The organism is Inquilinus limosus, assembly GCF_051487185.1.
In the GTDB taxonomy this organism is placed as follows: Bacteria; Pseudomonadota; Alphaproteobacteria; order DSM-16000; family Inquilinaceae; genus Inquilinus; species Inquilinus limosus_F.
Genome location: NZ_JAHVDK010000038.1, coordinates 1 through 25,578, shown reverse-complemented (window position 1 = coordinate 25,578; position 25,578 = coordinate 1). Strand labels below are relative to the sequence as shown.

At 70.7% G+C, this 25,578-nt stretch carries 17 protein-coding genes; 6 read left to right on the top strand and 11 right to left on the bottom strand.

Annotation, left to right across the window (positions count from 1 at the left end; translation table 11 throughout):
• Positions 1 to 46: 46 nt before the first annotated feature.
• From KXR53_RS31765 to KXR53_RS31745, 5 genes are all read right to left on the bottom strand, one after another.
• Positions 47 to 1,069 (bottom strand): Gfo/Idh/MocA family oxidoreductase, encoded by a 1,023-nt coding sequence (locus KXR53_RS31765; protein WP_437379624.1) that lies wholly within the window; start codon positions 1,067 to 1,069, stop codon positions 47 to 49.
• Positions 1,066 to 2,178, bottom strand: a complete 1,113-nt coding sequence (locus KXR53_RS31760) for an ABC transporter ATP-binding protein (RefSeq protein ID WP_437379623.1) — start codon at positions 2,176 to 2,178, stop codon at positions 1,066 to 1,068. Before KXR53_RS31760 ends, KXR53_RS31765 begins: the two co-directional genes overlap by 4 nt.
• A gap of 7 nt (positions 2,179 to 2,185) precedes the next feature.
• Positions 2,186 to 3,061, bottom strand: a complete 876-nt coding sequence (locus tag KXR53_RS31755) for a carbohydrate ABC transporter permease (RefSeq protein WP_437379653.1) — start codon at positions 3,059 to 3,061, stop codon at positions 2,186 to 2,188.
• Between the two features lie 10 nt (positions 3,062 to 3,071).
• Positions 3,072 to 3,989, bottom strand: a complete 918-nt coding sequence (locus tag KXR53_RS31750) for a carbohydrate ABC transporter permease (protein ID WP_437379622.1) — start codon at positions 3,987 to 3,989, stop codon at positions 3,072 to 3,074.
• A gap of 65 nt (positions 3,990 to 4,054) precedes the next feature.
• The gene (locus tag KXR53_RS31745) at positions 4,055 to 5,326 is read right to left on the bottom strand and encodes an ABC transporter substrate-binding protein (protein WP_437379621.1); all 1,272 of its coding nucleotides are present in this window, start codon (positions 5,324 to 5,326) and stop codon (positions 4,055 to 4,057) included.
• Positions 5,327 to 5,929: 603 nt separating this feature from the next.
• On the opposite strand from KXR53_RS31745, the gene KXR53_RS31740 reads away from it, so the two are divergent.
• Positions 5,930 to 6,433, top strand: coding sequence for a sigma-70 family RNA polymerase sigma factor (locus tag KXR53_RS31740; protein ID WP_437379620.1), 504 nt, complete (start codon positions 5,930 to 5,932; stop codon positions 6,431 to 6,433).
• A 51-nt stretch (positions 6,434 to 6,484) separates the two neighbouring features.
• Here the strand turns inward: KXR53_RS31740 and KXR53_RS31735 are convergent, their stop codons facing one another.
• Together KXR53_RS31735 and KXR53_RS31730 are read right to left on the bottom strand one after the other, a co-directional pair.
• The gene (locus KXR53_RS31735) at positions 6,485 to 7,021 is read right to left on the bottom strand and encodes a hypothetical protein (protein WP_437379619.1); all 537 of its coding nucleotides are present in this window, start codon (positions 7,019 to 7,021) and stop codon (positions 6,485 to 6,487) included.
• A 155-nt stretch (positions 7,022 to 7,176) separates the two neighbouring features.
• The gene (locus tag KXR53_RS31730; protein WP_437379618.1) at positions 7,177 to 7,704 is read right to left on the bottom strand and encodes a MucR family transcriptional regulator; all 528 of its coding nucleotides are present in this window, start codon (positions 7,702 to 7,704) and stop codon (positions 7,177 to 7,179) included.
• 773 nt (positions 7,705 to 8,477) lie between these two features.
• On the opposite strand from KXR53_RS31730, the gene KXR53_RS31725 reads away from it, so the two are divergent.
• On the top strand, positions 8,478 to 9,143 hold the full coding sequence (locus tag KXR53_RS31725) for a MucR family transcriptional regulator (protein WP_437379617.1): 666 nt from the start codon (positions 8,478 to 8,480) through the stop codon (positions 9,141 to 9,143).
• Between the two features lie 146 nt (positions 9,144 to 9,289).
• Here the strand turns inward: KXR53_RS31725 and KXR53_RS31720 are convergent, their stop codons facing one another.
• Positions 9,290 to 10,465 carry a hypothetical protein gene (locus tag KXR53_RS31720; protein ID WP_437379616.1) on the bottom strand — a complete coding sequence of 392 codons (1,176 nt, stop codon included), beginning with the start codon at positions 10,463 to 10,465 and terminating at the stop codon, positions 9,290 to 9,292.
• A 346-nt stretch (positions 10,466 to 10,811) separates the two neighbouring features.
• Between KXR53_RS31720 and KXR53_RS31715 the strand changes: the two genes are divergently transcribed.
• From KXR53_RS31715 to KXR53_RS31700, 4 genes are read left to right on the top strand one after another with little or no spacing between them, the layout of a single operon-like run.
• Entirely contained in the window at positions 10,812 to 11,945 is a 1,134-nt protein-coding gene (locus KXR53_RS31715) for a polysaccharide pyruvyl transferase family protein (RefSeq protein WP_437379615.1), read from the top strand.
• 58 nt (positions 11,946 to 12,003) lie between these two features.
• Positions 12,004 to 14,328: a polysaccharide pyruvyl transferase family protein gene (locus tag KXR53_RS31710; protein ID WP_437379614.1), complete on the top strand. Its 2,325-nt coding sequence runs from the start codon at positions 12,004 to 12,006 to the stop codon at positions 14,326 to 14,328.
• A gap of 11 nt (positions 14,329 to 14,339) precedes the next feature.
• The gene (locus KXR53_RS31705; RefSeq protein WP_437379613.1) at positions 14,340 to 15,632 is read left to right on the top strand and encodes a capsule biosynthesis protein; all 1,293 of its coding nucleotides are present in this window, start codon (positions 14,340 to 14,342) and stop codon (positions 15,630 to 15,632) included.
• On the top strand, positions 15,629 to 16,417 hold the full coding sequence (locus KXR53_RS31700) for an SDR family NAD(P)-dependent oxidoreductase (protein ID WP_437379612.1): 789 nt from the start codon (positions 15,629 to 15,631) through the stop codon (positions 16,415 to 16,417). Before KXR53_RS31705 ends, KXR53_RS31700 begins: the two co-directional genes overlap by 4 nt.
• Here KXR53_RS31700 and KXR53_RS31695 read toward each other — a convergent pair.
• The 3 genes from KXR53_RS31695 to KXR53_RS31685 form a co-directional block, all read right to left on the bottom strand.
• Positions 16,371 to 17,771, bottom strand: a complete 1,401-nt coding sequence (locus KXR53_RS31695; protein ID WP_437379611.1) for an aminotransferase class I/II-fold pyridoxal phosphate-dependent enzyme — start codon at positions 17,769 to 17,771, stop codon at positions 16,371 to 16,373. The two genes, KXR53_RS31700 and KXR53_RS31695, sit on opposite strands and share 47 nt — an antisense overlap.
• 7 nt (positions 17,772 to 17,778) lie before the next feature.
• Positions 17,779 to 25,188, bottom strand: a complete 7,410-nt coding sequence (locus tag KXR53_RS31690) for an SDR family NAD(P)-dependent oxidoreductase (RefSeq protein ID WP_437379610.1) — start codon at positions 25,186 to 25,188, stop codon at positions 17,779 to 17,781.
• Between the two features lie 165 nt (positions 25,189 to 25,353).
• On the bottom strand, positions 25,354 to 25,578 hold a 225-nt coding region (locus KXR53_RS31685), incomplete at its 5' end, for a cupin domain-containing protein (protein WP_437379609.1).

Sequence of the window (25,578 nt, the reverse complement as noted above, 5' to 3'; positions counted from 1 at the left end):
CCGCGCTCGGGATGACGGAGGAGAGGGTTCAGGACCAGACCTGGCCCTACCACTCCAGCCGGACATCGCGCCCTGTGGTGGAGCTCTGAATCGCCGCCTCGATCACCCGGATCACGTCGCGGGCGTCGCGTGGGTCGACCGGCGGCGGCGCGCCGTCGCGCACCGCGGCGACGAAGCCGTCATAGAAGGCGCCATAGCCGCCGGGCGCGACCGTCACGGGCTGCGCCTCCGCCGTGCCGGTCTCCTGCCCGATGGTCAGCCAGCCGGTTTCCGGCTCGGTCTGCACGGTGCCGGCGCGCAGATGGTCCTCCTGCGGGTCGATCCCGTCCTTGCGGAAGCTGGCGTTGCGGCCATGGACGACGAAGCGCGGCTGCGGCTCCGGCACCAAAGCGCGGCAGCGCAGCAGGGCCCGCACCGGGCCGAAGCCGAGGGTGATGACGGCGTCGTCCACCGCCTCGGCGCCCGGGCGGATCGCGCGCAGCTCCGCCCGCACCAGGTCGGGCCGGCCGAACAGCACGAGCGCCTGGTCGATCAGATGCGAGCCGAGGTCGTAATGCAGGCCGGAGCCGGGCACCGCCTGCTCGCGCCAGCGCGCCCGCACGGTCGGGCGGAAGCGGTCGTAGTTCGACTCATAGGCGTGGACGGCGCCCAGCCGGCCCTCCGCGACCAGCTCGCGCAGCGCCAGGAAGTCGCCATCCCAGCGTCGGTTGTGGAACACGCTCAGCACCCGCCGCCGCTCCGCCGCCAGCGCGATCAGATCGTCGGCCTCCGCCGCGGTCACGGTGACCGGCTTGTCGACCACGACATGCTTGCCGGCCAGGAGCGCCCGGCGCGCCACTTCGTGATGGCTGCCGCTCGGCGTCGCCACCACCACCGCCTCGACCGCGGGATCGGCCAGCAGGGCGTCGACCGTGACGATGGCCAGGCCGGGCGGGGCGTCGGTGACGGCCTCGGGATTCCGCACCGCCGCCGCGGCCAGTTCGGTGCCGGGGCAGGCGGCGATCAGCGGCGCGTGGAAGACGCGGGCGGCGGGGCCGTAGCCGATCAGGCCGATGCGGAGAGGCGTCATGCGATGCGCGCCTCGGTGCCGGCGTCGAACACCACGGCCTTGCCCATGTCGAAGACCAGCCGGCTGCGCTGGCCGGGGCGGGCCTCGGCGTCGGGGCGCAGCCGGGCCAGCACCTCCTTGCCGCCCATCTCGACCACGGCGATCAGATCCGGGCCCGTCGGCTCGGTCACCTCGATCAGGCAGTCGGTCTCCAGCACCGGGCCGGGGCCGGCGACCGCGGCGCTCTGCGGGTCGGTGATGTTCTCGGGGCGCAGGCCCAGGATGATCTCGCGCCCGGCGGCGCCGCGCAGCCCGTCATTGGCCGGCAGCGGCAGCACGATCTCGCCATCCTGCATCCGGTCGATGGCGGCGTGCGGGCCGCCCCGGTCGACGATCTTGGCCCTGATCAGGTTCATTGGCGGCGAGCCCATGAAGCCGGCGACGAAGGTGTTGGCCGGCCGGTCGTAGATCTCGCGCGGCGTGCCCAGCTGCTGCAGCTCGCCCGCCCGCATCACCGCGATGCGGGTGGCCAGCGTCATCGCCTCGATCTGATCGTGGGTGACATAGACGATGGTCGATTTCAGCCGCTGATGCAGTTTCTTGATCTCGGTCCGCATCTCCACGCGCAGCTTGGCGTCGAGGTTGGACAGGGGCTCGTCGAACAGGAAGATCTTGGGGTTGCGCACCAGCGCCCGGCCCATCGCCACGCGCTGGCGCTGCCCGCCGGACAGCTGGCTGGGCTTGCGCTTCAGCAGATGCTCCATCTGCAGCAGCCTGGCGACATCCGCAATCGCCCGGGCCCGCTCGTCCTTCGGCACGCCCCGCATCTCCAGGCCGAAGCCGATGTTCTGCTCGACCGTCATGTTCGGGTAGAGGGCGTAGGACTGGAACACCATGGCGATGTCACGGTCCTTCGGATGCAGCTCGTTCACCCGCTTTCCGTCGATCGCGATGGTGCCGTCGGAGATGGTGTCGAGCCCGGCGATCATGTTCAAGAGAGTGGACTTGCCGCAGCCCGACGGGCCGACCAGCACCAGGAACTCGCCGTCATCGATGTCGATGTCGATGCCCTTGAGGATTTCGATGGCGCCGTAGCGCTTGATCACGTTCCGGATCGAAAGAGAGGCCATGGTGCGGTTATCCCTTCACCGCGCCCGCCATCAGGCCGCGCACGAAGTAGCGGCCGGCGAGCACATAGACGACGAGGGTCGGCAGGGCGGCGATGATCGCCGCGGCCATGTGGACGTTGTATTCCTTCACCCCGGTCGAGCTGTTGACGATGTTGTTCAGCGCCACGGTCACCGGCATCGAGGTGCCGCCGCCGGCGAAGGACACGCCGAACAGGAAGTCGCTCCAGATGTTGGTGAACTGCCAGATCACCGTGACCACGATGATCGGCACCGAATTCGGCAGCAGGATGCGCCAGAAGATGCGGAAGAAGCTGGCGCCGTCGATCATCGCCGACTTCACCAGATCATCCGGGAAGGCGGCGTAGTAGTTGCGGAAGAACAGCGTGGTGAAGCAGATGCCATAGACCACGTGGACGAAGACCAGCCCCGGGGTGGAGGAGGCAAGGCCGAGCCAGCCCAGCGTCGTTGCCATCGGCAGCAGCACGATCTGGAACGGGATGAAGCAGCCGAACAGGATCAGGGCGAAGACGATGCTGTCGCCCCGGAAGCGCCACTTGGTCAGGACATAGCCGTTGAGGGCGCCGAGCACGGCCGAGATCGCCACCGCCGGCACCGTCATCAGGACGGAGTTCAGGAAATAGCCCTTCAGCCCCTCGCAGGTCAGCCCGACGCAGGTCGTGCTCCAGGCGCCGATCCAGGGCTCCACCGTCGGGTTCTGCGGCAGCGACAGCAGGTTGCCGGCGCGAACCTCGTCCAGCGTCTTCAGCGAGGTGACGATCATGACGAAGAGCGGGAACAGGTAGATCAGCGCGAAGACGCCGAGGATGGCGAAGAGCAGGCAGCGCAGCGCGACCTGCAAGGTCGAGCGCGGGCCCGGAACCATGAGTGGTGCGTCAGTCACGGCGGGCACCCCGCAGCTCGGAATAGAGATAAGGCACGATGATGGCGCTGATCGTGGCCAGCATGATCACCGCGCTGGCGGCGCCCAGGCCCATCTGGTTGCGGGTGAAGGTCAGGCTGTACATGTACAGCGCCGGCATCCAGGTCGAGGTGCCGGGCCCGCCCGCGGTCAGCGCCATGACCAGGTCGAAGCTCTTGATCGCGAGATGGGCCGAGACCACGAAGGCCGACAGGAACACCGGCCGCATCAGCGGGATGATGATCCGCCGGTAGGTCTGCGGCAGGGTGGCGCCGTCGATCGCGGCCGCCTTCAGGATGTCGTTGTCGACCCCGCGCAAGCCCGCCAGGAACATCGCCATGACGAAGCCGGAGGACTGCCACACCCCGGCGATGACGATGGTGTAGATCGCCATGTCGCCGTTGATCAGCCAGTCGAAGGTGAAGCTGGTCCAGCCCAGGTCGTGCATCAGCTTGTCGAGGCCGAGTCCGGGGTTGAGGATCCACTTCCAGGCGGTGCCGGTGACGATGAAGGAGATCGCCATCGGATAGAGGTAGATGGTCCGCAGCGCCCCCTCGATCCGGATCCGCTGGTCGAGGAGGATCGCCAGCAGCAGGCCGATGCCGGTGCTGATGGTGATGTACAGCACGCCGTAGATCGCCAGGTTGATCAGCGAGACCGTCCATTTCGGATCGGCCCACAGCTTGGCGTACTGGACGAAGCCGACCCAGCGGTAGCTGGGCAGCATCGTCGAGTTGGTCATCGACAGGTACAGCGTGAACAGGATGAAGCCGTAAACGCAGACGATGGTCACGGCGAAGGACGGCGCCAGGACGAGCTTGGGCAGGATCGCCTGGAGCCAATCGAATGGGGATCGGCGACCCGCGGCGGCGGGCTCGGAGATCGCGGCCATCGGCAGGCCCTCGAAACAGCAGGGGCGGGGAAAAACGGGGGCCGGAAACCAGGCCCCCATGCAGCTTATTGGGCGAGCGCGACGGCGTCGACCAGCGCCTTCGCCGCGTCGGCGGAGGACTGGTTCGAGTTGAAGAAATTGGTGACGACGTCGTAGATCGCGCCCTTGACCGCGGCCGAGGCGGCGTGGCCATGGGCCAGGCTCGGCAGCATGCCGCCGGTGTCCTTGAAGGCGTCGCGGTCGGTCATCGACTTCTGGCCGCAGGGGTCAAACTTGTCCGGCTTCACCTCGGTGTTGGCCGGGATCGACCCCTTCACCAGGTTGAAGCTCTCCTGGAAGCTCGGGCTCTCGATCGCGCTGGCCAGCTTCAGCTGCGCGTCCTGCCGGGCCTTGTCGTCCAGGCTGAACATGGCGAACTGGTCGCTGTTGAAGATGAACGCCTTCTCGCTGCCCGGATAGGGCACGCAGACGATGTCGACGCCCGGCTTCAGCCCGGCCTTGATGAACTCGCCCTTGGCCCAGTCGCCCATCACCTGCATGCCGGCCTCGCCGTTGATCACCATGGCCGAGGCCAGGTTCCAGTCGCGGCCGGAGAAGTTCGGGTCGACCCAGCCGCGCAGCACGCGCAGCTGGTCGAACGCCTTCTGCATGGTGTCGCTGCCCAGCGCCTCGGGGTCGAGGTCGACGAAAGCTTGTCTGTAGAAGTCGTTGCCGCCGACGGCGACGACGATGGCGTCGAAGATGGTCGCCTCCTGCCATGCCTGCCCGCCATGGGCCAAGGGGGTGATGCCGGCGTCCTTGAACTTCTTGGCCAGGGACTGGAACTCGTCCCAGCTGGTCGGCGCCTTGCCGCCGACCTGGTCGAGCAGCTTCTTGTTGATCCACAGCCAGTTGGTGCGGTGGATGTTGACAGGCGCGGCGACCCACTTGCCGTCATAGATCGAGAAGGCTTGAACGGCCGGCGGGACATGGTCGGCCCAATGCTCCTTCTCGGCCAGCGGGGTCAGGTCGGTCAGCACGCCCTGCTCCGCCCAGTCGCGAACCGCGAGGCCAAGCAGCTGCACCGAGGTCGGCTTGTCGCCGGCGGTCACCCGGGCCCGCAGCGCGGTCATCGCCGCGTCGCCGCCGCCGCCGGCCACCGGCGCGTCCTTCCAGGTCACGCCTTCCTTCTGCAGTTGCTCCTTCAGAACGTTGAGGGCGGTTGCCTCGCCGCCGGAGGTCCACCAGTGCATCACCTCGACCTCCTCCTTGGCCTGCGCGGCCGCGGAGGGGGCATAGGCCGCAACGGTCAGGGCCAGAAGGCTTGCCGCCGTCGCCGTCAGATAGGTCTTGAGCATTCCCTGCCTTCTCCTGTTCGACGCCTACGCAAGGACGCGCAGGCATTTTCCGCCGTCGAACGCGGCGGATCTCGGTGGGCCTGGCCCGAACCTCGACTTTCCTCCGGACCAGGCGGTCCGGCGGCGTATCGTCTCCATACGCCAGGCGGCCGCCGCTGCGGAAGCCGGAATCCCTTTGTCTGACGAATGTTTGCGGCCCGAAGTTCGACTTGCCGGGAGCGGTCTCGTCGACCGCGACGGGACATGCCAGCCCCAGGGTCGGCAGCGGGTATCCGCCGCGCGGATGCCAACAAATGTTGTATTTGCTACATCAGACATAATAATCGAGTTCTTATCATATGTTAAAACTGACGAAGCGGAACGAGTGTATTCAGTTGATTGGGGAGCATCCTATGATGTTAGGATCATCTGGTAAGGAATGTTTTCGCCGAAAATTCGGCGGAACCTGGGAACTTGTCGAGGGTTACAGGTTCAATTCACTCCAAGATCGGCAATCGATCGGCCGATCACCGCGCATCATCCGCCGGAGAGCTCGTGCTCTCTCGTCGGGGAGCGGAAAGAATTTGCTCGGCCAAAGGCCGGGGCAGGAGAGGGCGGAGAACGATGACCAGGATCAAGGGAGACCCGTCGGCCGGCTTCGCATCCCTGGTGGCGCCGAAGATGCCCGATTTGCGGCGCTACGCGGCGTCGCTGACCCGCGATCCGGTGGATGCGGAGGATCTGCTGCAGGAGACGTTGATGCGCGCCTTCTGCAAATTCCATCTCTGGCGGCCCGGCACCAACCTGATGGCTTGGCTGGTGGTGATGATGCGCCGGATCTTCCTATCGAAATTCGTCGGCGCATCCCGCCGCGCCGCCAGCCAATTCCAGATCGAGGATTGCGAGGTCGCGGTTCCGGTCAACCAGGAGCAGAGGGTGGACATCGCCCGGATCCAGGATTCGTGGCCACGGCTCAGCCATGACCATCGTGAGGTGCTCGAGATCGTCGCGGTGGGCGGCGCCTCTTATGACGAGGCGGCCGACGCGCTTGGCGTCCCGGTCGGCACCATCCGCTCGCGTCTCGGCCGGGCGCGGCAGAGCCTGCGGCAGTTGAGCGGCGTCCATTGACGGACTTGCTCCGAGCGTCGCGAAGGCGGCCCTTGCGACGTCCTTCCCGTGTCAGCCCTCCAGCAGCTCCGCCGGCAGCTCACCGCGGCGCTCCAGGATCACCGGCTCGTCCATCGCCTCCATCTCCGCGCCGACCGTCTGCCGGGCCAGGATGACGCCGTCGGCACGGCCGCAGGCCAGCAGCCGCGCCGCATGCGCTTCGGCCAGGCGCCGACTGGCGAAACCCTGCTCCGGCAGTCGACGCCATCCGCTTCGCCGCCGCTCGCGCCCCCGCGCGAAACCGGTCACCACATACAGCGCGGCCTCCACCGGCGCTGCGTCCTCGGCCACCGGCGGGGCATCGAGGGCGGAAGGCGGGCGGAATTCAGGCTCGGCTGCGGGGGGAGGAGGCGCCGGCGTCACGGCGGCGGGGACGGCCTCCGCAGCGGGCGCGGCGGGAGAGGGGGCGGGCGCCTCCGGCAGCAGCAGCGGCTGGATGGCGGTCGTCGTCGATTTGGCCGGCTGGGGGCTCGGCCGGGGCCGCGCCGGCGCGGCCGGCCTGATCTCGATCGGCCCGAGCGCGAAGGCCAGTTGCTGGATATGTCCCATGACGGTCCAGGTCGCGGTGACGGCTGGAACGAATATAGAACATAACGCCGGACTGTCGAGTCCGAAAGCCTTGCCGCAGACGCGTTCAAGTCAGGCCGGAGCAGACTTCTTCCCGGACCCGGCCGCGTCCCGCGGCGGCCGGCCGCAGGCTCAGGCTACGGCTTGGTCTTCTTCTCGCTCGGGCGGGCGGCGCGCTGCCGGCCCGGCCGGCTGGCCCGGGCCACGCGGGCGGGACGGCCGGAGCCGAGGCCCTGCCGCTTGGCGTCGGCCGACTTCGCCTTGGTGTAGTTGGGCGCCGTCAGGGGATAGTCCGGCGGCAGGCCCCATTTCTCCCGATACTGCTCCGGGCTCAGCCCGTAGGTCGCCCGCAGCCAGCGCTTCATGGTCTTGAAGCGGCGCCCGTCCTCGAGGCAGACGATGTAGTCCGGGGTCACCGATTCCTCGATCGGCACCGCCGGGACCAGCGGTGCAGCCTCCTGGCCGGCCTCGGCCGGGACGAGGGCGGCCTCCACGCGCTCGGCCTCGCCTTCTTCGGCAGCCGGGCCTTGCGTGGCGCTGAGGGTGGTGTAGACGTTTCGGATCAGGTCGAGAAGGCTCTCGCTGTCGAGCGTGTTGCGGGACGCATGGGCGACAACGATTTCTTTGGTGAACCTCAGGATCTCGGTTTCGCTTGGGCGGGCCATGATGCTCTTTCTTAGTTAGCGATCCGTCCGTGGGCGAGGCGCGTCTAAAATGCGGCCGCCGAAGGATTCGGATCGCCTCCCTCCACTGGATGGCAAAAAATCTAGTTTCAATTTTAGGATGTTTCGTACGATTTCCGCAAGACGATAACGCAATGCTGAATCGATCGGCGGCTGCGGCATAAAAGGCAGGTCTCGGGACCGTGGAGCCGCCGACGAGCGCCCCCGACGGTCTCCGATTCTTGAAGGACTGCAATCCATAGGTTGTAGAGATCACCTGGAATCGGCGGAGCCGCGGCGCGGCCTCGCCCCGTCCGGCCAGTTGTGGACAGATCCCGAAAGCCTTTGCGTCGAAATCCCGGCATATTTTACCGATATTGGCAGCGACAAGCCTGTGGCGGGCTGCGGTCGTCGGGAGTCCGGGTGTGGTTTCGGCCTTGCGCAACATCGTGCCATCTCTTGCGTCGGCTTGGCCGGCAGGATTGGCTGTGCGACTTAATCTTGAAACGGTCTTCAGCAATAGTTTTTAAGGATTAACCTGTCTCACGCTTGCTGGTAGGCTGATCTCGCGATTCGGGCCGTACAATATCCGAATATGCATCGGGCGGGTTGCAATCAACGACAGGAAGTCCAAGGGAGGGGTTTCACCACGTCGGTCGGTCGGCCGACCGGGGAATCACGGTTGGGCGGCGATGGCGCGCCTTCGCGGGCCCTCGCCGGCAGTGGTTCTGCCGGGTCGAGCCGGCATCAAAGCTGTGCGTCAGAAGGACGAATGAATGCGTGTTGATCAGCTTGACGAAGCGAGCCGAAAGGCGAGCCGGGACCAGACCGGGTCGGACATCGATCCCCGCCGCCTCATGTCGCATCATCGGGATTTCGCCGCAGAGATCGCCCGGGCCTTCCGGTCGCGCCAGCCCGCATCCGCGCCTGAAGATCCCCTGCTGGTCGGCAGGATCCTGGCGACCTTCGACGATCTCTCCGGCCCGTCGCGGCGCCCGGCCGAACAGCGTCGCCCCGTCGCGACGCCGGTTCGGGTGCCGCCGGTGCCGCTGCCCGAGACCATCGGGCTCGGCTTCCTGGTCTGCCTGGAGGACGGACGGAGCTGCCGCGACCTCGGCCGCCACCTCGATGAGGTGCATGGGCTCACCCCGGCCGAGTATCGCCGGCGCTGGGGGTTGCCCGCAGCCTATCCGATGCTGCCGCCGGCCTCGCATCACGAGCGGGTGGTGTGGCGACGGCGGCTGGCGCCAGAGCCGGACGGCTCGACGCATGGTCCGATCACGCTGCGGCTGCAGGAGGAAAGCCGGCGGGTCGAGGCCGGGCGGTCGCGCCGCCGGCATCGCCGCGGGGCTCCGGCCGGGGTCCGGCACGACTGGGCGAAGGCCGGGGCGATCCCCGACCGCCGGTCGGAAGGGCCGCGGACCGACGGCTTCCGGCGCTGAGCGCCGGAAGCTCCGAGAGTCTGGCTCGAAATTCGTTCCGGTGAGTCGGCTGGCGTGGTTTTCGAGAACCGGAGCGCAGCGGACATGAGGTCCGTGAACACCGGAAGCGCAGAAGACCGCGTCAGGGCCGCCGGGGCGAATTTCGCCTACTCCGCCCAGAAGATGTCGCTCAGCCCCTCTCCCCAGGGCGGGACGAGGCCGCCGGCCGGATCCTTGACGACGTTGCTGTAGTCGTTGCACAGCGACATGTGCCAGGCATGGCTCTCGCCGGTCCGCGCATCGGTCAGGACCCGGCCGTAATCGTCCTTGCTGCCGCTGTCCTCGATCGTCAGCCCCGGCACCGGGCTGGTGCGGAAGACATAGGGGCGGCTGCAGGTGTCGCGGGCGAACAGGGTGCGCCCCAGGGTGGCGGCCGCCTGCCGTTTGCGCGGATGCACCCAGTCGTCGCGGGCCCATTTCTCCCAGCGGGTCAGCCCGAATTCCTTGGTCCAGTAGGTGATCTCGACCTGGGGCGCCCGGCCCGGCCCGTCGCCGTCCTTGCTGGAGCCGGAGAAGCGCATCGAGATCAGGCTGTCCAGCGTCTTGCCGTCCTTGTACGTGAAGCGGTCGCGCATCCACATCGTGAAGGGGCGGGCGAAGCGCTTCGGGCAGCCGGCCTCCGGCTCCCGGCCGTCCTTGGCTGTGACCAGCTTGCTCTGGAACACCTCGAAGCCGCCCTGGCCTTCGGGCGGCAGCGTCGCCGGGCCGATCACCCAGCCGTAGCGGAACCGGCCTGAGGTGTCGGGCGCCCCGGCGCAGGACGGGGTCAGCCAGTAGGACAGGGCGACCGGGCTCCAGCTGCCCATGATGTAGCCCCAGCGCTCGTCGACCCACTGCACCGAGCCGCCCTCGCGCCCGGCGTCGAGCTTGCCGAAGCTGGGCGCGCCCGGGTCGGCGTCGGGGCAGCTGTGATCGACGCCGCGGTCGTAGAAGCTGACGATACGGGTGACGCCGCGCTTCTCGATCGGGATGTTGTCCTTGGACACGGTGCCGAGGCGCTGCGGGCAGGGGTCGCCGGGTGCGCCGAAGTTGTGCAGGTGGTAGGGCACCGCCTCGCCGGCGCGGATGTTGCGGCGGCGCGTGCAGTCGGCGTCGCCCGGCGCCAGCCCCGGCAGGATCCGGTCCTGCTGGTCCACGCAGACATCCATGATCATGAAGTCGATCAGCTTGTCGGATTCGGCCTGGGCCCGGGCCGGCGGCGCCGCGGCCAGGCCGGCGGCCAGCGCCAGGGCGGCTGGAACCAGCGCCAGGGTGGCCGGAAGGAGCCGGAAACGGATCTGCATACGCTGCCTCATGATTGCGCTGTCGGGCTTGGCTCCCCCACGGCCAGCATCGTCGAAACCGTCTCTCCGGCGAGGCGGCGGGATGTCGCACGAAAGTTTTCGTAGGTTTTGCGCGGCGAGGAATGTGAGAATCGTCCGGCCGATCTCCGGGAAAACCGACTTCACGTTCGCTCGGCATATCGTATTGATCCGGAAGAGGAATTCATACCCGAACTTAAAGGTGTCCCGATGCCGGTGCGACGCAAAATTTTGCTTCGCAGTGCGATTTCGCGCCGCAAAACGCATGACACCGGCGCCGATTCCGTCTTAAAACCTTTGACGGCGAAACTGGAATCACGGGCGACCGATGGCTGTGCCGAGCAACGAGACCATTCGCGCTTTGGCCGCATCGGTCAGGCAGCGGGAGATCGTACCGCTGACCTGGGTGGCCGCGACGCGCGAGCAGGACTACGTCAATCTCGGCGACGCCCTGAGCGCGGTGATGGTGTCGCTGCTGTCGGGGCGGCCGGTCGAGCATGTCGCGCATGAATCGCCGCGCCTGCGGATGGCGGCGGTCGGCACCATTGGCCACAGCCTGAAGGACGGCGAAATCGTGGTCTGGGGCACCGGCAGCTCGCGCTGGCGCAACCCGTCCGCTCCGGCGGAGGAGCGCGTCGCGGTGGCGCCGCTGCCCGGCACGCGGCTGCACGTCACGGCGACGCGCGGGCCGGTGTCGCGCCGGATCCTGGGCGAGGAGAACGCCGTCGGCCCGGCGGTCTACGGCGATCCGGTCTGGCTGCTGCCGCAATTCTATCCCGGGCCGCGCCGGAAGAAGTGGAAGCTCGGCGTCATCATTCACCTGGCCGATCTGCAGGACCGGTCCTTCGAGGTCCGGCCGAAGGCGGAGCACATCCGTTACCAGGTACCGGCGGAGCTGGCCGGCGACGTCCGGTTGATCCACACGGTGACGCCGATCAGCCTGGGCGGGATGCGGGCCCGGTTGGACGAGATCCTGGAATGCGAACGGATCGTCTCGACCAGCCTGCACGGCATGGTCTTCGCCGAAAGCTACGGCATTCCCTGCCTGTACTTCTCGCCCCGGGCGCCGCGCGGCCTGAGGATGGCCGAGCTCGATCCCGACGGCACGCTCGATCTCAGGATCGTCGACCTCTATCGCGGGCTCGGCCGCACCGCCATTCCGGTCTATGGCCAGCCGCGCCGCGAGCGTACCGACTGGCCGGCGCTGATGGCGGCGATCGACCAGGCCTGGCAGCGCCCGGAGTTCGACACGGCGCCGCTCCTGGAAGCGTTCCCGCTGGACCTGAACCCGCTGCAGCCGCGGCGGGGCGAGACCGTGTTCGAGCATCCGGTGCTGCAGCGCCTGCCGCTGCAGCACCGGCCGCAGACGGTGATCCGGCCTGCCGCCGAAAGCCGGGCGGCCGGCGGGCCGCTGCAGCGCATGGCGGCGCTGCTGCGGCGGCCCCTGGCGGACCGGGCGTGAGGCCGAAGCCCGGTTGGGCGATCCGAAACCGACCCTATCGAAGTGGACGAGGCGCATGATGAACAGCTTGTTGCGGGCCACGCGCGACGCGGGACAGATCCCGCTCTCCTGGGCCGGCTCGACCAAGGAGATGGACTATCTGAACTTCGGTGATGCGCTCAGTCCGGTCATGGTGGCCCTGGTGTCCGGCCTGGACATCGCCCGCGTCCCGACCCGGTCGAAATCGGCGCGTCTCGCCGCGGTCGGCACGATCGGCCATGGGTTCGAGGGCGGCGAAGTCTGGTTCTGGGGCACCGGCAGTTCGAACTGGAAGAATCCGTCGGCCCCCGTGGCCGAGCGAATCCCGCTCACGCTGCCGCCGGAGTCCGTGTTCCACGTGCCGGCCAGTCGCGGGCCAGTCTCGGCCAGGCTGCTCGGCGGCAAGCCCAAGGGCGGCGTCTATGGCGATCCGGTCTGGCTGCTGCCGCGCTTCTACAAGCCGAAGGTCGAGAAGAAGTGGGATCTCGGCGTCATCCTGCATCTGTCGGAGCTGGCAGACCGCTCCTTCGCCGAGGCGCGGCCAAGGGTCGACTACAAGCGCTTCGAGCTGCCGCCCGAATTCGCCGACCGGGTGCATCTGATCAGCACGGTGACGCCGATCGGCATCGGCGGGCTCAAGGACAAGGTCGACGAGATCCTGGCCTGCAAGAGGATCGTATCGACCAGCCTGCACGGCATGGTGATCGCCGAAAGCTACGGCATCCCCTGCCTGTACTTCTCGCCGCAGGGCAACGAGGCCGGCCTGACGCTGACCGAGCTCGATCCGGAGGGGACGACGGATCTCAGGATCGTCGATCTCTACACCGGCATCGGCAAGGAGAAGATCTGGGCCTACGCCCAGCCGCGCGGGATCGCGACCGACTGGCAGGACGTGATCGACACCATCGACGACGTGTGGGAGCCGGTGTCGATCGATGAGGACGCGCTGATCAACGCCTTCCCGCTCGACGTCAAGCCGCTGGCGGCGCCGGCCGGCGGCACCGTGTGGGACCATCCGGTGCTGTCCGGCCTCGTGCTGCAGCATTCCGTGGACGAGCTGCGCCGCGAGGACCGCAAGCGCGTCGCCCTGGCCCGGGCCGGTGCGGCCAAGGCCGAGGCCCCGGCCGCGGCTCCGGTCGCGGCTCCGGTCGCGAAGCCGGCCCCTGCCCTGAAGGTTGTTTCCGCCATGACCGTTTCCCCGCCTCCGGCGCCGGCGAAGTCCGTGGCGCCTGCCGCCTCCGCCCCGCCGATGACCGCCGGATCCGCCGCCATCGCCCGGGCGCCGGAGCCCGTCGCCGAGCCCGCCCCGGTGCCGACCCCGGTCGCCGCCCCGGCGGTGGCGAAGACCGACGCCGTGTCGCGCGACCGGATGGAGACCCTGCTGCGCTTCAACGCCAAGCGGCTGTCGATCCCGCTGTCCTGGGTCGCCTCCACCAGCGAGCATCCGCACGCCAATCTCGGCGACGCGCTCAGCGCCGTGGTGGTCGCCGCCATCGCTGGGCTGCCGGTGCGCCGCGCCGCCTTCGACGACGCGTCGGAGCGGATGGTGGCGGTCGGCACCATCGGCCATGCCCAGAAGAACGGCGTGCTGCACTTCTGGGGCACCGGGATGGACGCGACGCTGAACCCGGTCGACCGCTCGATCCGGCAGTACATCCGGCCGCAGAACACCGAATTCGTGGTGCATGGCGTGCGCGGCCGCAAGACCGCGCAGGTGCTGCGCGGCCAGGGCATCAAGGTGCCCGACGTGTTCGGCGACCCGGTCTGGTTCCTGCCGCGGATCATGCCGATGAACCACGTCAAGAAGACGCACGAGCTCGGTGTGATCCTGCACATCTCCGAGCTCGCCGCGATGGACCCGCAGGCCGGGGTGAAGGAGGCGCTGAAGCGCTACAACATCCCGCCCAGCTTGGCGGGCTCGATCCGGCTGATCAACACCTACACCGCGCCGAAGGTGGATGCCTTCGCCGCCAAGGTGGAGGAGATCGTGTCCTGCCGGCGCATCATCTCGACCAGCCTGCACGGCATGGTGATCGCCGAGACCTACGGCATCCCCTGCGGCTGGTTCGGCACCTATGAGGGCGGCCGGCTGCTGCTCGACGTCGACGATCCGGAGAACCGGATCGACCACCGCATCCGCGACTTCTACTCCGGCGTCGGCAAGTCGGGCGTCATCGCCTTCTGCCGCGACCGCAGCCTGGAGACGCCGTGGGAAGACGTGATCACCTGGATCGACGAGACCTGGCAGCCGCTGCGCTACGACGGCCGCGACCTGTTCGAGGCCTTCCCGGTGGCGCAGGCGGTGTCCTTCGACGACAAGCTGTGGCCGGTGTCGGGCGACGTCTACGCCCGCATCCCGTTCTGAGGGTGGTGAGCATGGACGGGCGGCCGCAACGCCCGTCCGCCGCCGCGCGCGGCGGCGCGTCGCCGCGCGTGGTCCTGTTCCTGCAGGGCCCCGCATCGCCGTTCCACCGGCGCCTGGCCGCGGCGCTGCAGGCCGCCGGCGCCCGTATCGTCAAGGTCGATATCTGCGGCGGCGACGTCGTCTTCTGGCGCCGCCCCGCCATCGCCTTCCGCGGCCGCCTGCCGGAGTGGCACGGCTTCCTGGCCGATCTCATGGAATCCGAGCAGGTCACCGATCTGGTGCTGTTCGGCGACTGCCGGCCGCACCATGCCGTGGCGGTGGAGCTGGCCCGCCGGCGCGGCCTGCGGCTGCATCTGCTCGAGGAGGGCTACCTGCGCCCCGGCTGGATCACCTGCGAGCCCTGGGGCGTGAACGGCCATTCCGACCTGCCCCGCAGCCCGGCCACGATCCTGGCCATGGCCCAGTCGCTGGAGCCGGCCCCCGAGGCCGGGCCGGTGCCGTCCTACTTCCTGCACCGGGCGGTGTGGGACGTGCTGTGGACCGCCGGGCTGGTCACACTGATGCCGGCCTTCCCGCACTACCAGCACCACGCCCTCGACCACCCGCTGGTGGAATATGCCGGCTGGCTGGGCCGCTTCCTCCGCTTTCCCTGGGCCCGCCGGCAGGCGGAACGGACGATGCTTCGCCTGCGGAACCAGGCGGGCCGCTACTGGCTGCATCCGCTGCAGCTCGACACCGATTTCCAGATCCGCACCCATTCCCGCTTCCGCGACACGCTGGAGGCCGCGGCCGAGACCATCGCCTCCTTCGCCCGCTGCGCCGATCGCGACAGCCGCCTGGTGGTGAAGCTGCACCCGCTCGACATACGCCCCGTCCTCAAGCGCCGGCGGATCGCGGAGCTGGCCGCGGCGCACGGCGTCGCCGACCGGGTCGACTTCATCGACGGCGGCGACCTGCAGCAGCTGGTCGACGGCGCCCGCGGCGTGGTCGTGGTCAATTCCACGGTCGGCCTGATCGCGATGGAGCGCGGCAAGCCGGTGAAGGCGCTCGGCACCGCCGTGTTCGACCTGCCGGGCCTCGGCTTCCAGGGTGGGCTCGACCGCTTCTGGGCCGAAGGGCAGCCGCCGCGACGCGACCTCTTGGAGGCGTTCCGCCGCGTCGTGGTGGCGCGGACCCAGATCCGCGGCAGCTTCTTCTCGCTGCGGGGCATCGATCTCGCGGTCGACGGCGCCTGCCGCCGCATCCTCGACGGCACGGTCCGGCCGCTGCAGGATGCGGCCGCGCGGATCGGGGAGACGGCATGACGGCTGTGCCGAGAGCTGTGGTGGTGACCGGGGCGTCGCACGGGCTCGGCGCGGCTTTGGCCCGGCACTATGCGGTGCCGGGCGTGGCGTTGGCCCTGATCGGCCGCAACCCCGCGCGGCTGGCCGAGGTCGCCGAATCCTGCCGGTGCCGCGGCGCAGTGGTGGAGACGGCCGAGATCGATGTGCGCGACGGCGCCCGGCTCGGCGACTTCCTGCGCGGCTTCGACGCCCGCCATCCGGTGGCGGTGGTGATCGCCAATGCCGGGGTCGAGGCCGGGCTGGCCCCGGGCCGCGGCTGCGAGCCGGAGGCCTCGGTCACGGCGCAGCTGCGCATCAACCTTGAAGGCGCGATCGCGACGGTGTCGCCGCTGATCGAGCCGATGCGCCGGCGCCGGGACGGCCGCATCGTCCTGATAGCCTCGCTGGCGGCGCTGATGCCGCTGGCCGACCAGCCGGCCTATTCCGCCTCCAAGGCCGGGCTCGTCGCCTGGGGCGAGGCGCTGTTGGCCTGGCTGCGCCCGGACGGGATCCGGGTGACCATCGTCTGCCCCGGCTTCATCGCCACCGGGATGAGCGACCGCTACCGCGGCCCCCGCCCGCTCCAGTGGAGCGCCGAGCGGGCGGCGAAGCACATCGCCGGCCGCGTCGCCCATGGCCGCGCCTGGGTGGCTTTCCCCTGGCCGCTGGTCTGGCTGATCCGCCTGGGCCGGCTGGCGCCGCGCCCGATCCGCGCCGCCTTCATCGACCGCTTCCTGCGCTTCGAGATCGACGCGCACGCTCTTTAGACTCGGCGACGGCGCCCAGCTTCGCGGCCACAGGCGCTTCGTGCCGCAGCTGCTCGCGCTCCTCGGCGATGATGGCGACGGCGCGGTCGATCTGGTCGCGGTCATGCTCGGAGGTGACGAAGCAGCGCAGCCGGGCCGATTTCTCCGGCACCGCCGGATGCACGATCGGCGAGACGTTGACGCCGCGCTCGAGCAGCCGGTTCGACAGAAGCACCGCCTGCAGCGAATCCCCGAGGATGATCGGGACGATCGCATGGCCCTGGGCCAGGCCGGTGTCGAGGCCGGCGGCGCGGGCGCGGTCCAGGAAATGGCGGGAATTGGCCTGCAGCCGGGCCACCCGCCCATCCGTGTCGGCGATCATCAGCTCCAGCGCGGTCAGGGCCGCCATGGTCGCCGGCGCCGGCATGCCGACGCTGTAGACGAAGCCCGACGCCATCAGCTTCAGGTACTCGACCAGGGCGCGCGACCCGGCGATGTAGCCGCCGCAGGAGGCCAGCGTCTTGGACATCGTGCCCATCCAGATGTCGACCTGCCGCGGGTCGACGCCGGCGGCCTCGGCGACGCCGCGCCCGGTCGGGCCCAGCACGCCGAGGGCGTGCGCCTCGTCGACCATCAGCCAGGCGCCGAAGCGCTGCTTGATCTCCACCAGCCGGGGCAGGTCGATGGTGTCGCCGTCCATCGAATACAGCCCCTCGACCACGATCAGCACGCGCTGCCAGCGGTCGCGCTCGGCGGTCAGGATCGATTCCAGCGTGTCCAGGTCGTTGTGCGGGAAGGCCCGCCGCTGCGCCCCGGACAGCTGGGCGCCGGTGATCACGCTGTTGTGGATCAGCGCATCGTGCAGGATCAGGTCGGCCGGACCGGTGATCTGGCCGATCACGGCGACGTTGGTGGCGTGGCCGCTGACGAAGGCGATCGCGTCCTCGACGCCGTGAACCTCGGCCAGGCGCCGCTCCAGCGCCGTGTGGAACGGCCGCTCGCCGGCCACGAGGCGACTGGCCGAGACCGATGTGCCGAACTCGTCGACCGCCGCCTTCGCCGCCGCGGCCACGGCCGGATGGCCGTTCAGCCCGAGATAGTCGTAGGAGGCGAAGTTGATCACCTCGCGCCCGGCGATCCGCGACACCGCCCCGGCGCGCTTCTCGTGGGTGCGGAAGAACGGGCTCGGGATGCCCAGCATATCGGCCGCGGCGCGCTGCATCCGCAGCGCCTCGTAGCCCGGCAGAGTCTCGAAGGCGGTGTCGTACTGGCGCTGCGCCGGCGCCGCCGGCACCTCGACCGGCGCCGCGGCCTTGTCGCGCACCTCGTCGATCAGCGAGCGCAGCGCGGCGTTGGACAGACGGCTCTTACTCATCACAACTTCATCCCAGAACTCGTCGGGTGGTCTTGGCCCGTTCGCGCACGGCCTCACGCACCAGCACCGCGGTCTCCGCCTCGGCATCGATCTCGACATGCTTGGCGATCAGTTGCACCTCCTCGCTGGCGGGCAGCGCCTCGGGGGCGGCGGCCGGCGCGCCGCCGCGCAGCTTGGCGACGATGCGGCCGCTCAGCTCGTTCATGGTCAGGCCGGCGCCGATCGACAGGAAGGGCAGGTCGATGCCGTAGCGGCTCTGCATCGCCGCATCCAGCTCGAGGCCCATCAGCGAATCCATGCCCAGCTCGGCGAAGGGCCGGTCGGCGTCGATATCGGCCGGCGGCATGCGCAGGATCCGCCCGATCTCGGCCAGCATGGTCTCGGTCACCACCTGTTGCGCCTCGGCGTCGGTCCGCCCGGCGATCAGGACGGCCAGATCGACCTCGGCCTCCGCCGCCTCGGCCCGCCGGCCGTCGGCCATCGACGCCAGCCGCGGCGTGGCCAGGATCGGCAACTCGCGGGTCGCGGCCTGCCAGTCGATCCGGGCGCAGGCGACCACGGCCTCTTCCGGCGTCTCCGCCGACCGGGCCAGCAGCCGGCCCAGCTGCTCCAGCGCCTCGGCGGCCTTCAGCGAGGACCGGCCGATCCGCCGCTTCAGCGCGTCGCCCTTGGCGGTGTCGCGGGCCAGCACCCCGGCATCGGCGATCGCGCCCCAGGCCACGGCGAGGGCCGGCAGGCCCTGGGCCCGGCGGGTGCGCGCCAGCGCCTCCAGATAGGCGTTGGCGGCGACGTAGTTGGCCTGGCCGGGATTGCCGATCAGGGTGGTGGCGGAGGAGAACAGCACGAAATAGTCCGGCGTGCGGGTGCGGCTGACCAGGTCGAGATGGATCGCGCCCTTGATCTTGGGCGCCAGCACCCGCTCGATCCGCGCCGCGTCGAGGTCGCGCAGCAGCCCGTCATCCAGCACCATCGCCGCATGGATGATGCCGCGCAGCGGGCCGTGCCGGCGCTCCAGCGTCGCCAGCAGCTTCTCGCAGGCCGCCCGGTCGGTGACGTCCAGCCGCTCCGCCACGATGCTGATGCCCCGCGCCGCCAGCCGCTCGGCCTCGGCCGTCTCGGCCGGGCCCAGCGCGCCGCGGCGGGAGGCGACGACGACCGTCTTCGCCCCGTGTTCCGCGAGCCACAGCGCCGCGGCGAAGCCGAAGCCGCCGGTGCCGCCGGTGACCAGGTGGAAGCCGGTGTCCTGCGCCTGGAACCGGGCCTCCGCCGCCGGCGCCGCCGGGATCTCGCGCGGCGGCGTGATCACGATCTTGCCGATATGACCGGCGCCCTGCATCAGCCGGAACGCCTCCTCCGCCTGCTCGGCCGGGAACACCCGGTGCGGCAGCGGGGTGAGGCGGCTCTGGCCGAACAGCCGGTCCAGGTCGCGCAGCAGGCGCCGGGTCAGGCCCGGCTGGGCATTCAGCAGCTGGTCGGCATCGACGCCGAAATAGGAGACGTTGCGGGCGAAGGCGCGCAGCCCCACCGCGGTGTCGGCGACGAAGTCGCGCTTGCCCAGCTCGATGAAGCGGCCAAAGGGCTTCAGCGCCCGCAGGCTGCGGCGCATGGCGTCGCCGGACAGCGAGTTCAGCACCACATCGACGCCGCCCATGCGCCAGCGGATCTCGTCGGCGAAGGCGAGCGAGCGGGAATCCAGCACCAGGTCGGCGCCCAGCAACTGCGCCAGGGCACGCTTGTCCTCGTTGCCGGCCGTGGCGACCACGGTGGCGCCGCGCAGCTTGGCGATCTGCAGCGCCGCCAGGCCGACGCCGCCGGCGGCTCCGTGGATCAGCACGCTTTCGCCGCGGCCCAGCCGGGCCTGGTGGACCAGCGCGTACCAGGCGGTGATGAAGGCGACCGGCATGGTCGCCGCAGCCGCCAGGTCGATCCCGTCCGGCACCCGCATCGCCACCTGGGCCGGCACCGTGACATGGGTGGCGAAGGCGGCCGGGGCGAAGGCCATCACCCGGTCGCCCTCCTGCAGGCCGGTGACGGCCTCGCCGACGCGGCAGACGATACCGGCGCATTCGAAGCCCAGGGTCGGGCCGGCGAAGCCGTCCTCGAGATAGTCGTCCGGCAGCAGGCCCAGCGAGAACATCACGTCGCGGAAATTCAGCCCGCTGGCCGCGACCTCGATCTCGATCTCGTCCGGCGCCGGGGCCCGGCGCTCGGCCGCGGTCCAGCCGATGCGGCCCAGGCTGCCCGGGGCGGCCAGGGCGAGGCGGGCGGCGCGATCCTGCGCCGGGGTCTCCTGCGGTACCGGCCGCACCGGCTCCACCCGGCTGACGAAGATGCCGTCGCGGGCGATCTCGAATTCGGTCTCGGTGGTGGCCGATCCGATCAGCCGGGCCAGCGCCGCCGTGGCGGCGTCGTCCGCCATGGCCGGGGCCAGCGTGGCGAAACGGACGGCGATGCCGGAATACTCGTTGGCCAGGGTGCGGCCGGCCGCCGCCAGCGCCTCGGCCAGGCTGCGGCCGCCATCGGCCTTGCCGTTCACCTTGCCGCAACGGACGACGAGCCAGAGGGTGATCTTGCCGGCCGGCAGGGTCTCGGCCTCCGCCCGCACCGCCAGGATGGCGCTGGTGAGGAAGGCGACCGGGTCGCGCGCCGCATCCAGCATCAGGGGCAGCAGCACGGTGTCGCCCTCCGCCGGCACCGCGGCCGCATCGATGCGGACCGGATGGCCGGCCCGGCGCAGCTGGTCGGCGAGATCGCCGATCAGCTCGGTGTCGGTGCCGGCCACAGGCGGGCGGATCAGGATCGACCGGGCGGTGGCGGCGGGGATCTCGGCGGCCGCGCCGGCCGGCCGATCCCAGACCACCAGCTGCGCCGCCGCCGCCGGCGTGCCGGCGCGATGCCGTGACGCCGGCCGGAAGCCGGCCTGCTCCAGCGGGCCGGCCAACCCGTCCGGGGCCGCCGCGGCGCCGTCCTCCATGCCGTCGAGCAGCAGGGCGGTGACCACGTCGGGGATGGTGTCGATGGTGACGACCGGGGCGCCGGGGCGCAGCAGCTCGGCGATCTGCTGACCCAGCTTTGCCTGGTCTCCCGCCGGCGCGGCGCCGGCCGACAGGGCGAGATCGAAGCGACCCGGCGGGACGGCGGCCTGATCGTCCAGGATCCGCAGGCCGGCGAGGCGCGGGCTGCGCGCGGCGAGGGCGGCCAGCGCCTTCGGCTCAGGCCCGGTGACCGCGACGGTCAGGGCGCCGCCGCGGATCAGCGGCAGCAGCAGCGGCACCAGCTCGCCCTCCGGGTCGACCAGCAGCAACGCCGGCGGCGCCGCGCGGCCGGCGGCCAAGCGGCCGATCAGCTCCGCCGCCAGCGGCAGCAGCGGCGAGGCCGCGCGGGCATGCGCCTCGACGCCCTTGGAGAAGCGCAAGGTCTGCCCGGTCCGCAACGCGGCGACCAGGTCGCGCGACAGCCGGGCGGCCATCACCGTCTCGGCGCCGCGCTGCGGATGGCTGGCCAGGATCGAGCGCAGGATCGCCGGCGGCGCCGGCAGGCGGGCGGAGGTCAGATGCCAGGTGCCCTCCTGCCCCGTCGCCAGGCCGAATTCCGACAGGATCTTCAGCAGCGCCTCGAAGCGCGGCACCGCGGCGGCGGCCAGCCGCCCGCTGCGGCACAGGCGGTCGACGGTGAAGCGGGAGGACCCCGCCACGGCCCGCACCGCGCGATGCGCCATCGACCGCGCCCAGGCGGTCAGCAGCAGCCAGTCGTCGCCGGTCTCGTGCCGGCCGAGCAGCCCGGCCGCGGCCTGGTCGAGATCGGCCGCGGTCACGCCGGCGCCGCTGTCGTCCCAGGGCTGCCGGACCGAGCGGTACAGCAGCTCGTCCCCGGCCGACAGGCGCAGCGCGCTGCGCTGGAAGCGGGCGCCGCGCAGCTCGGCCACGACCATGCCCGCCGCATCCTCGAGCGCGATGTCGACCAGGATCGACCGGGCGGTGGCGCGGCGCAGATCCAGCCGGGCCCGGGTGACGGGTACGGAGTCGTAGACCCGCAGCGCGGCGAAGCGGACCGGCAGGAAGGCGCCGCCGTCGCCGCCGCCGAGCCCGCCATAGAGCGCGAACAGCCCGTGGAAGGCGGCATCCAGCGTGGTCGGGTGCAGCGCGTGGGGCACGGTGTAGAGGCCGTTATTCGCGGCCTCCGGCGCCAGCTCGACCGTGATCGTCCGGTCGTCGTCGGTGGCGATGGCAGCCACGCGGCGGAAGCTGGGGCCGTAGTCCAGCCCGGCCGACCCCGCCGCGGCGTAGATCGCTTCGGGGTCGATCGCGCGCAGGGCCTCGCCGGCCTTGCTGGAGTCGCCGTCCGGGGCGGCGGTGACCGGGCTCGGGCCGACCCGGCCGCGGGCGTGCAGCGTCCATTCCTCCTCCGCCAGGCGCTGCCGGCTCAGGATCTCGACCGCGCCGGTGCTCGGCGCCAGCCGCAGCCAAGCCTCACGCGTCGTCGCCTCGGCGATCACCAGGGCCTGCAGGATGTCGAAATCCTCGACCTCGATGGCGTCGACCCCGAACCATTGCCGGCCAGCGGCGACTGCCATCTCCAGCAGCGCCGCGCCGGGCACCACCACCTCGCCCGCCACCTTGTGCTCGGCCAGGTAGGGCAGCAGATCGGGGTCGAGCAGGCCGTGCCACTCCGAGGTGCCGTCGCCGAGACGGGTGCCCAGCAGCGGATGTGCCGGCCGCGACAGGGAGATGTCGATGCGCTCTGTGGTCGGGGCCTGGCGCAGGTCGCGGCGCTGCCAGGGATAATGGGGCAGGGGCTGGCGCCGCCCGGCGGGCCGGTCGCCGAACAGTGGCCGCCGGTCGACGGCGCCGCCGCGCAGCAGTACCTGCAGCACGCTGCGCTGGACCGGGTCCTGTCCGTCCTCGATCGCCTGCTTGTCGGGCCGATTGTCGAGCGTCGGCAGGATGGCGGCCTCGCGTTCCGCCGCCTTGGCGATGTCGCGCAGATGGCCGGTCAGCACCGGCCGGGGGCCGATCTCGACGAAGATTCCGGCGCCGAGCTCCAGCGCCGTCCGCGCCGCCGCGGCGAAATCGACCGGCTGGCGGATGTTGCGCCACCAGTACTCGGCGTCCAGCGCGGCGCCGGCCAGCGCCCCGCCGGTGACGGCGGAGATGAACGGGATCCGGCCGTCGGCCGAGACCGTGTCGGCCAGCGCCGCGCGCAGCGGCGCCTCGATCGGCGCCGTCAGCGGGGAATGGAACGGGTAGTCGACCCCGACGCGCTGCGCCGCCACCCGGCGCTGCCGGGCCAGCTTCAGCAGTGCCTCGATCTGGTCCTTCGGGCCGGAGACGGTGACGCAGACCGGGCTGTTGATCGCGGCCACGACGACGCCGTCGAGACCGGCCTCGGCCAGGGCCTGCTCGGCCTCGTCGCGCGACAGCATCAGCACCGCCATGGTGCCCAGGCCGCGCAGCTGCTCCTGGCAATGGCTGCGCCAATGGATGATGCGGATCGCCTGGTCCAGCGTCACCATGCCGGCGGCCAGCGCCGCCGCCACCTCGCCGACGCTGTGGCCGATCACCATGGCCGGCGCCAGCCCTTCGGCGGCCAGCGCCTCGGTCAGCGCGACCTGCACCGCGAACAGCAGCGGCTGGGCGGTGGAGGTGGCGTGCAGCCGCTCCTCCAGTGCCGGGTCCTGCAGCGCCTCGGCCAGCGACCAGCCGGCCAGGGCGGCGTAGCGCGCATCGACCTCGTGCAGGGCCTCGCGGAACGGGCGGCTGGCGCGATAAGCCCGCAGCCCCATGCCGGCGAATTGCGAGCCGTTGCCGGAGAAGGCGAAGCAGACCGGCCCGGCCGCGCCGTCGCTGCGGGCCGACAGCACCTGCGCCGTCCGGTCGCCCTCGGCGAAGCGCCGCAGCTGGGCCGCGGTGTCGTCGCCGAGCGGCAGGGCGACGCGATGCGCCAGCAGTTCCCGCTCATGGGCCGCGTGGCGGGCGATCCGCGCCGGCGCCGCCTCCGGCCGTTCCAGCGCCTCGGCGTAGCGTCCGGCCAGGCTGCGCAGCGCCTCCTCGCCATGGGCCGACAGCAGCAGGGCGCGGGCGGGGGCCTCGGGCGTGGGGGCCGGCATCTCGTCCGGGCGCGGCGCCCGCAGCACCGCATGGGCGTTGGTGCCGCCGAAGCCGAAGGAGGAGACGCCGGCCATGATCGGGCCGCGCCCCGGGACCAGCGCGATCGCCCGCTGCGCCGGCACCAGGTTCAGGGCATCGAACGGGATATCCGGGTTGATGGTGTCGAGATGCAGCGTCGCCGGCAGCAGCCGGTGCTCGATCGCCAGGATCGCCTTGACCATGCCGGCCAGGCCCGAGGCCGGCTCGAGATGGCCGACATTCGACTTGACCGAACCGACCGGCAGGGGCGCGTCCCGCCGCTGACCCAGGGCGCGGCCGATCGCCTCGGCCTCGGCCGGATCGCCGACCCGGGTGCCGGTGCCGTGCGCCTCGACGAAGGCCAGGTCGTTCGGGTCGATGCCGGCCTCGCCGTAGACCCGCTCCAGCAGCCGGCGCTGAGCCTCGGTGGAGGGCAGGGACAGGCCGACGGTGCGGCCGTCGGAATTGACGCCGGTCGGGCCGATGATGACCCGCGGCGGGCGTCCGCGCGACAGGGCGGCGTCGAGGCGGCTCAGCACCAGCACGGCGCCGCCCTCGGAACGGACATAGCCGTCGGCGGCGGCGGCGAAGGGCCGGCACAGCCCGGTCGGCGACAGCATGCCGGCGCGGGAGAAGCCGTAGAAGGCCTGCGGCGCACCGAGAATGTTCACCCCGGCGACCACTGCGGTGTCGATCTCGCCCCGGGCCAGCGCGCGGACCGCCGCGTCGAGCGCCACCAGCGAGGAGGAGCAGGCGGTGTCGATGGTCAGGCTCGGGCCGTGCAGATCGTAGATGTAGGAGATCCGGTTGGCGATGATCGAGGCGGTGTTGCCGGTCATGAAATGGGTGTCGATGCCGCTCGCATCCCCCACGATCCGGGTATAGGCGTCGACCGAGGAGGAGCCGACGAAGACACCGACCGGCTGGCCCGCCAGCGTGGAGGGCGGCAGGCCCGCATCCTCCAGCGCCTCCCACACCAGCTCCAGCAGCAGCCGCTGCTGCGGGTCCATCTGCTCCGCCTCGCGCGGCGCGATCCGGAAGGCGGCGGCGTCGAAGCCGTTCGGCGCCTCGATCAGCCCGGCGGAGAGGGTGTAGCTGCGGCCCGGCTCGCCCCGGCGGGGATGGTAGAACCGTTCGACCGCCCAGCGGTCGCCGCCGATGGTGGAGACACTGCAACGTTCCTGGAGCAGCAGCGACCAGAATTCATCGAGGCCGGCCGCGCCGGGCAGGCGGCAGGCCATGCCGATCACCGCGACGGTCTGGTCCTGGAGTCTCGAAGAGCCTGCTGGCATGTCGGTCTTCTTTCAGCGATTCGGCATGGCGGGCGGGCAGCGGAACGCAGCGGCAACCACTCTACCGCAGGAATCGAATTACGAAACCTTCAATCGGCCGCCTGTTCCCGGCAATCATAGATTTTAAATCTACGATTGCGCGGGGGCAGGTGTGCTGGAGCGGAATCATCCGAACAGCAGCTCGTCGGCCGCTTCCAACCGGACGACGTCGTCTTCGCCGAGATAGGGACCGGTGCGGACCTCGATGAGCTCGAGGTCGATCTTGCCGGGGTTCTCGAGCTTGTGGTCGGTGCCGATCGGCAGGTAGACGGCCTCGTTCTCGCGCAGGATGCGGGACTGGCCCTCCATGGTGACGCGGGCGGTGCCGGAGAGCACGACCCAGTGCTCGGA

Excerpts from the sequence above, each read along its gene's own strand:
- KXR53_RS31760 (WP_437379623.1), bottom strand. The coding sequence starts at position 2,178 with ATGGCCTCTCTTTCGATCCGGAACGTGATCAAGCGCTACGGCGCCATC.
- KXR53_RS31705 (WP_437379613.1), top strand. The coding sequence starts at position 14,340 with ATGGACGGGCGGCCGCAACGCCCGTCCGCCGCCGCGCGCGGCGGCGCG.
- KXR53_RS31690 (WP_437379610.1), bottom strand. The coding sequence starts at position 25,188 with ATGCCAGCAGGCTCTTCGAGACTCCAGGACCAGACCGTCGCGGTGATC.
- KXR53_RS31725 (WP_437379617.1), top strand. The coding sequence starts at position 8,478 with ATGCGTGTTGATCAGCTTGACGAAGCGAGCCGAAAGGCGAGCCGGGAC.
- KXR53_RS31710 (WP_437379614.1), top strand. The coding sequence starts at position 12,004 with ATGAACAGCTTGTTGCGGGCCACGCGCGACGCGGGACAGATCCCGCTC.
- KXR53_RS31755 (WP_437379653.1), bottom strand. The coding sequence starts at position 3,061 with ATGGTTCCGGGCCCGCGCTCGACCTTGCAGGTCGCGCTGCGCTGCCTG.
- KXR53_RS31700 (WP_437379612.1), top strand. The coding sequence starts at position 15,629 with ATGACGGCTGTGCCGAGAGCTGTGGTGGTGACCGGGGCGTCGCACGGG.
- KXR53_RS31745 (WP_437379621.1), bottom strand. The coding sequence starts at position 5,326 with ATGCTCAAGACCTATCTGACGGCGACGGCGGCAAGCCTTCTGGCCCTG.
- KXR53_RS31750 (WP_437379622.1), bottom strand. The coding sequence starts at position 3,989 with ATGGCCGCGATCTCCGAGCCCGCCGCCGCGGGTCGCCGATCCCCATTC.
- KXR53_RS31720 (WP_437379616.1), bottom strand. The coding sequence starts at position 10,465 with ATGCAGATCCGTTTCCGGCTCCTTCCGGCCACCCTGGCGCTGGTTCCA.
- KXR53_RS31730 (WP_437379618.1), bottom strand. The coding sequence starts at position 7,704 with ATGGCCCGCCCAAGCGAAACCGAGATCCTGAGGTTCACCAAAGAAATC.
- KXR53_RS31695 (WP_437379611.1), bottom strand. The coding sequence starts at position 17,771 with ATGAGTAAGAGCCGTCTGTCCAACGCCGCGCTGCGCTCGCTGATCGAC.
- KXR53_RS31765 (WP_437379624.1), bottom strand. The coding sequence starts at position 1,069 with ATGACGCCTCTCCGCATCGGCCTGATCGGCTACGGCCCCGCCGCCCGC.
- KXR53_RS31715 (WP_437379615.1), top strand. The coding sequence starts at position 10,812 with ATGGCTGTGCCGAGCAACGAGACCATTCGCGCTTTGGCCGCATCGGTC.
- KXR53_RS31740 (WP_437379620.1), top strand. The coding sequence starts at position 5,930 with ATGACCAGGATCAAGGGAGACCCGTCGGCCGGCTTCGCATCCCTGGTG.
- KXR53_RS31735 (WP_437379619.1), bottom strand. The coding sequence starts at position 7,021 with ATGGGACATATCCAGCAACTGGCCTTCGCGCTCGGGCCGATCGAGATC.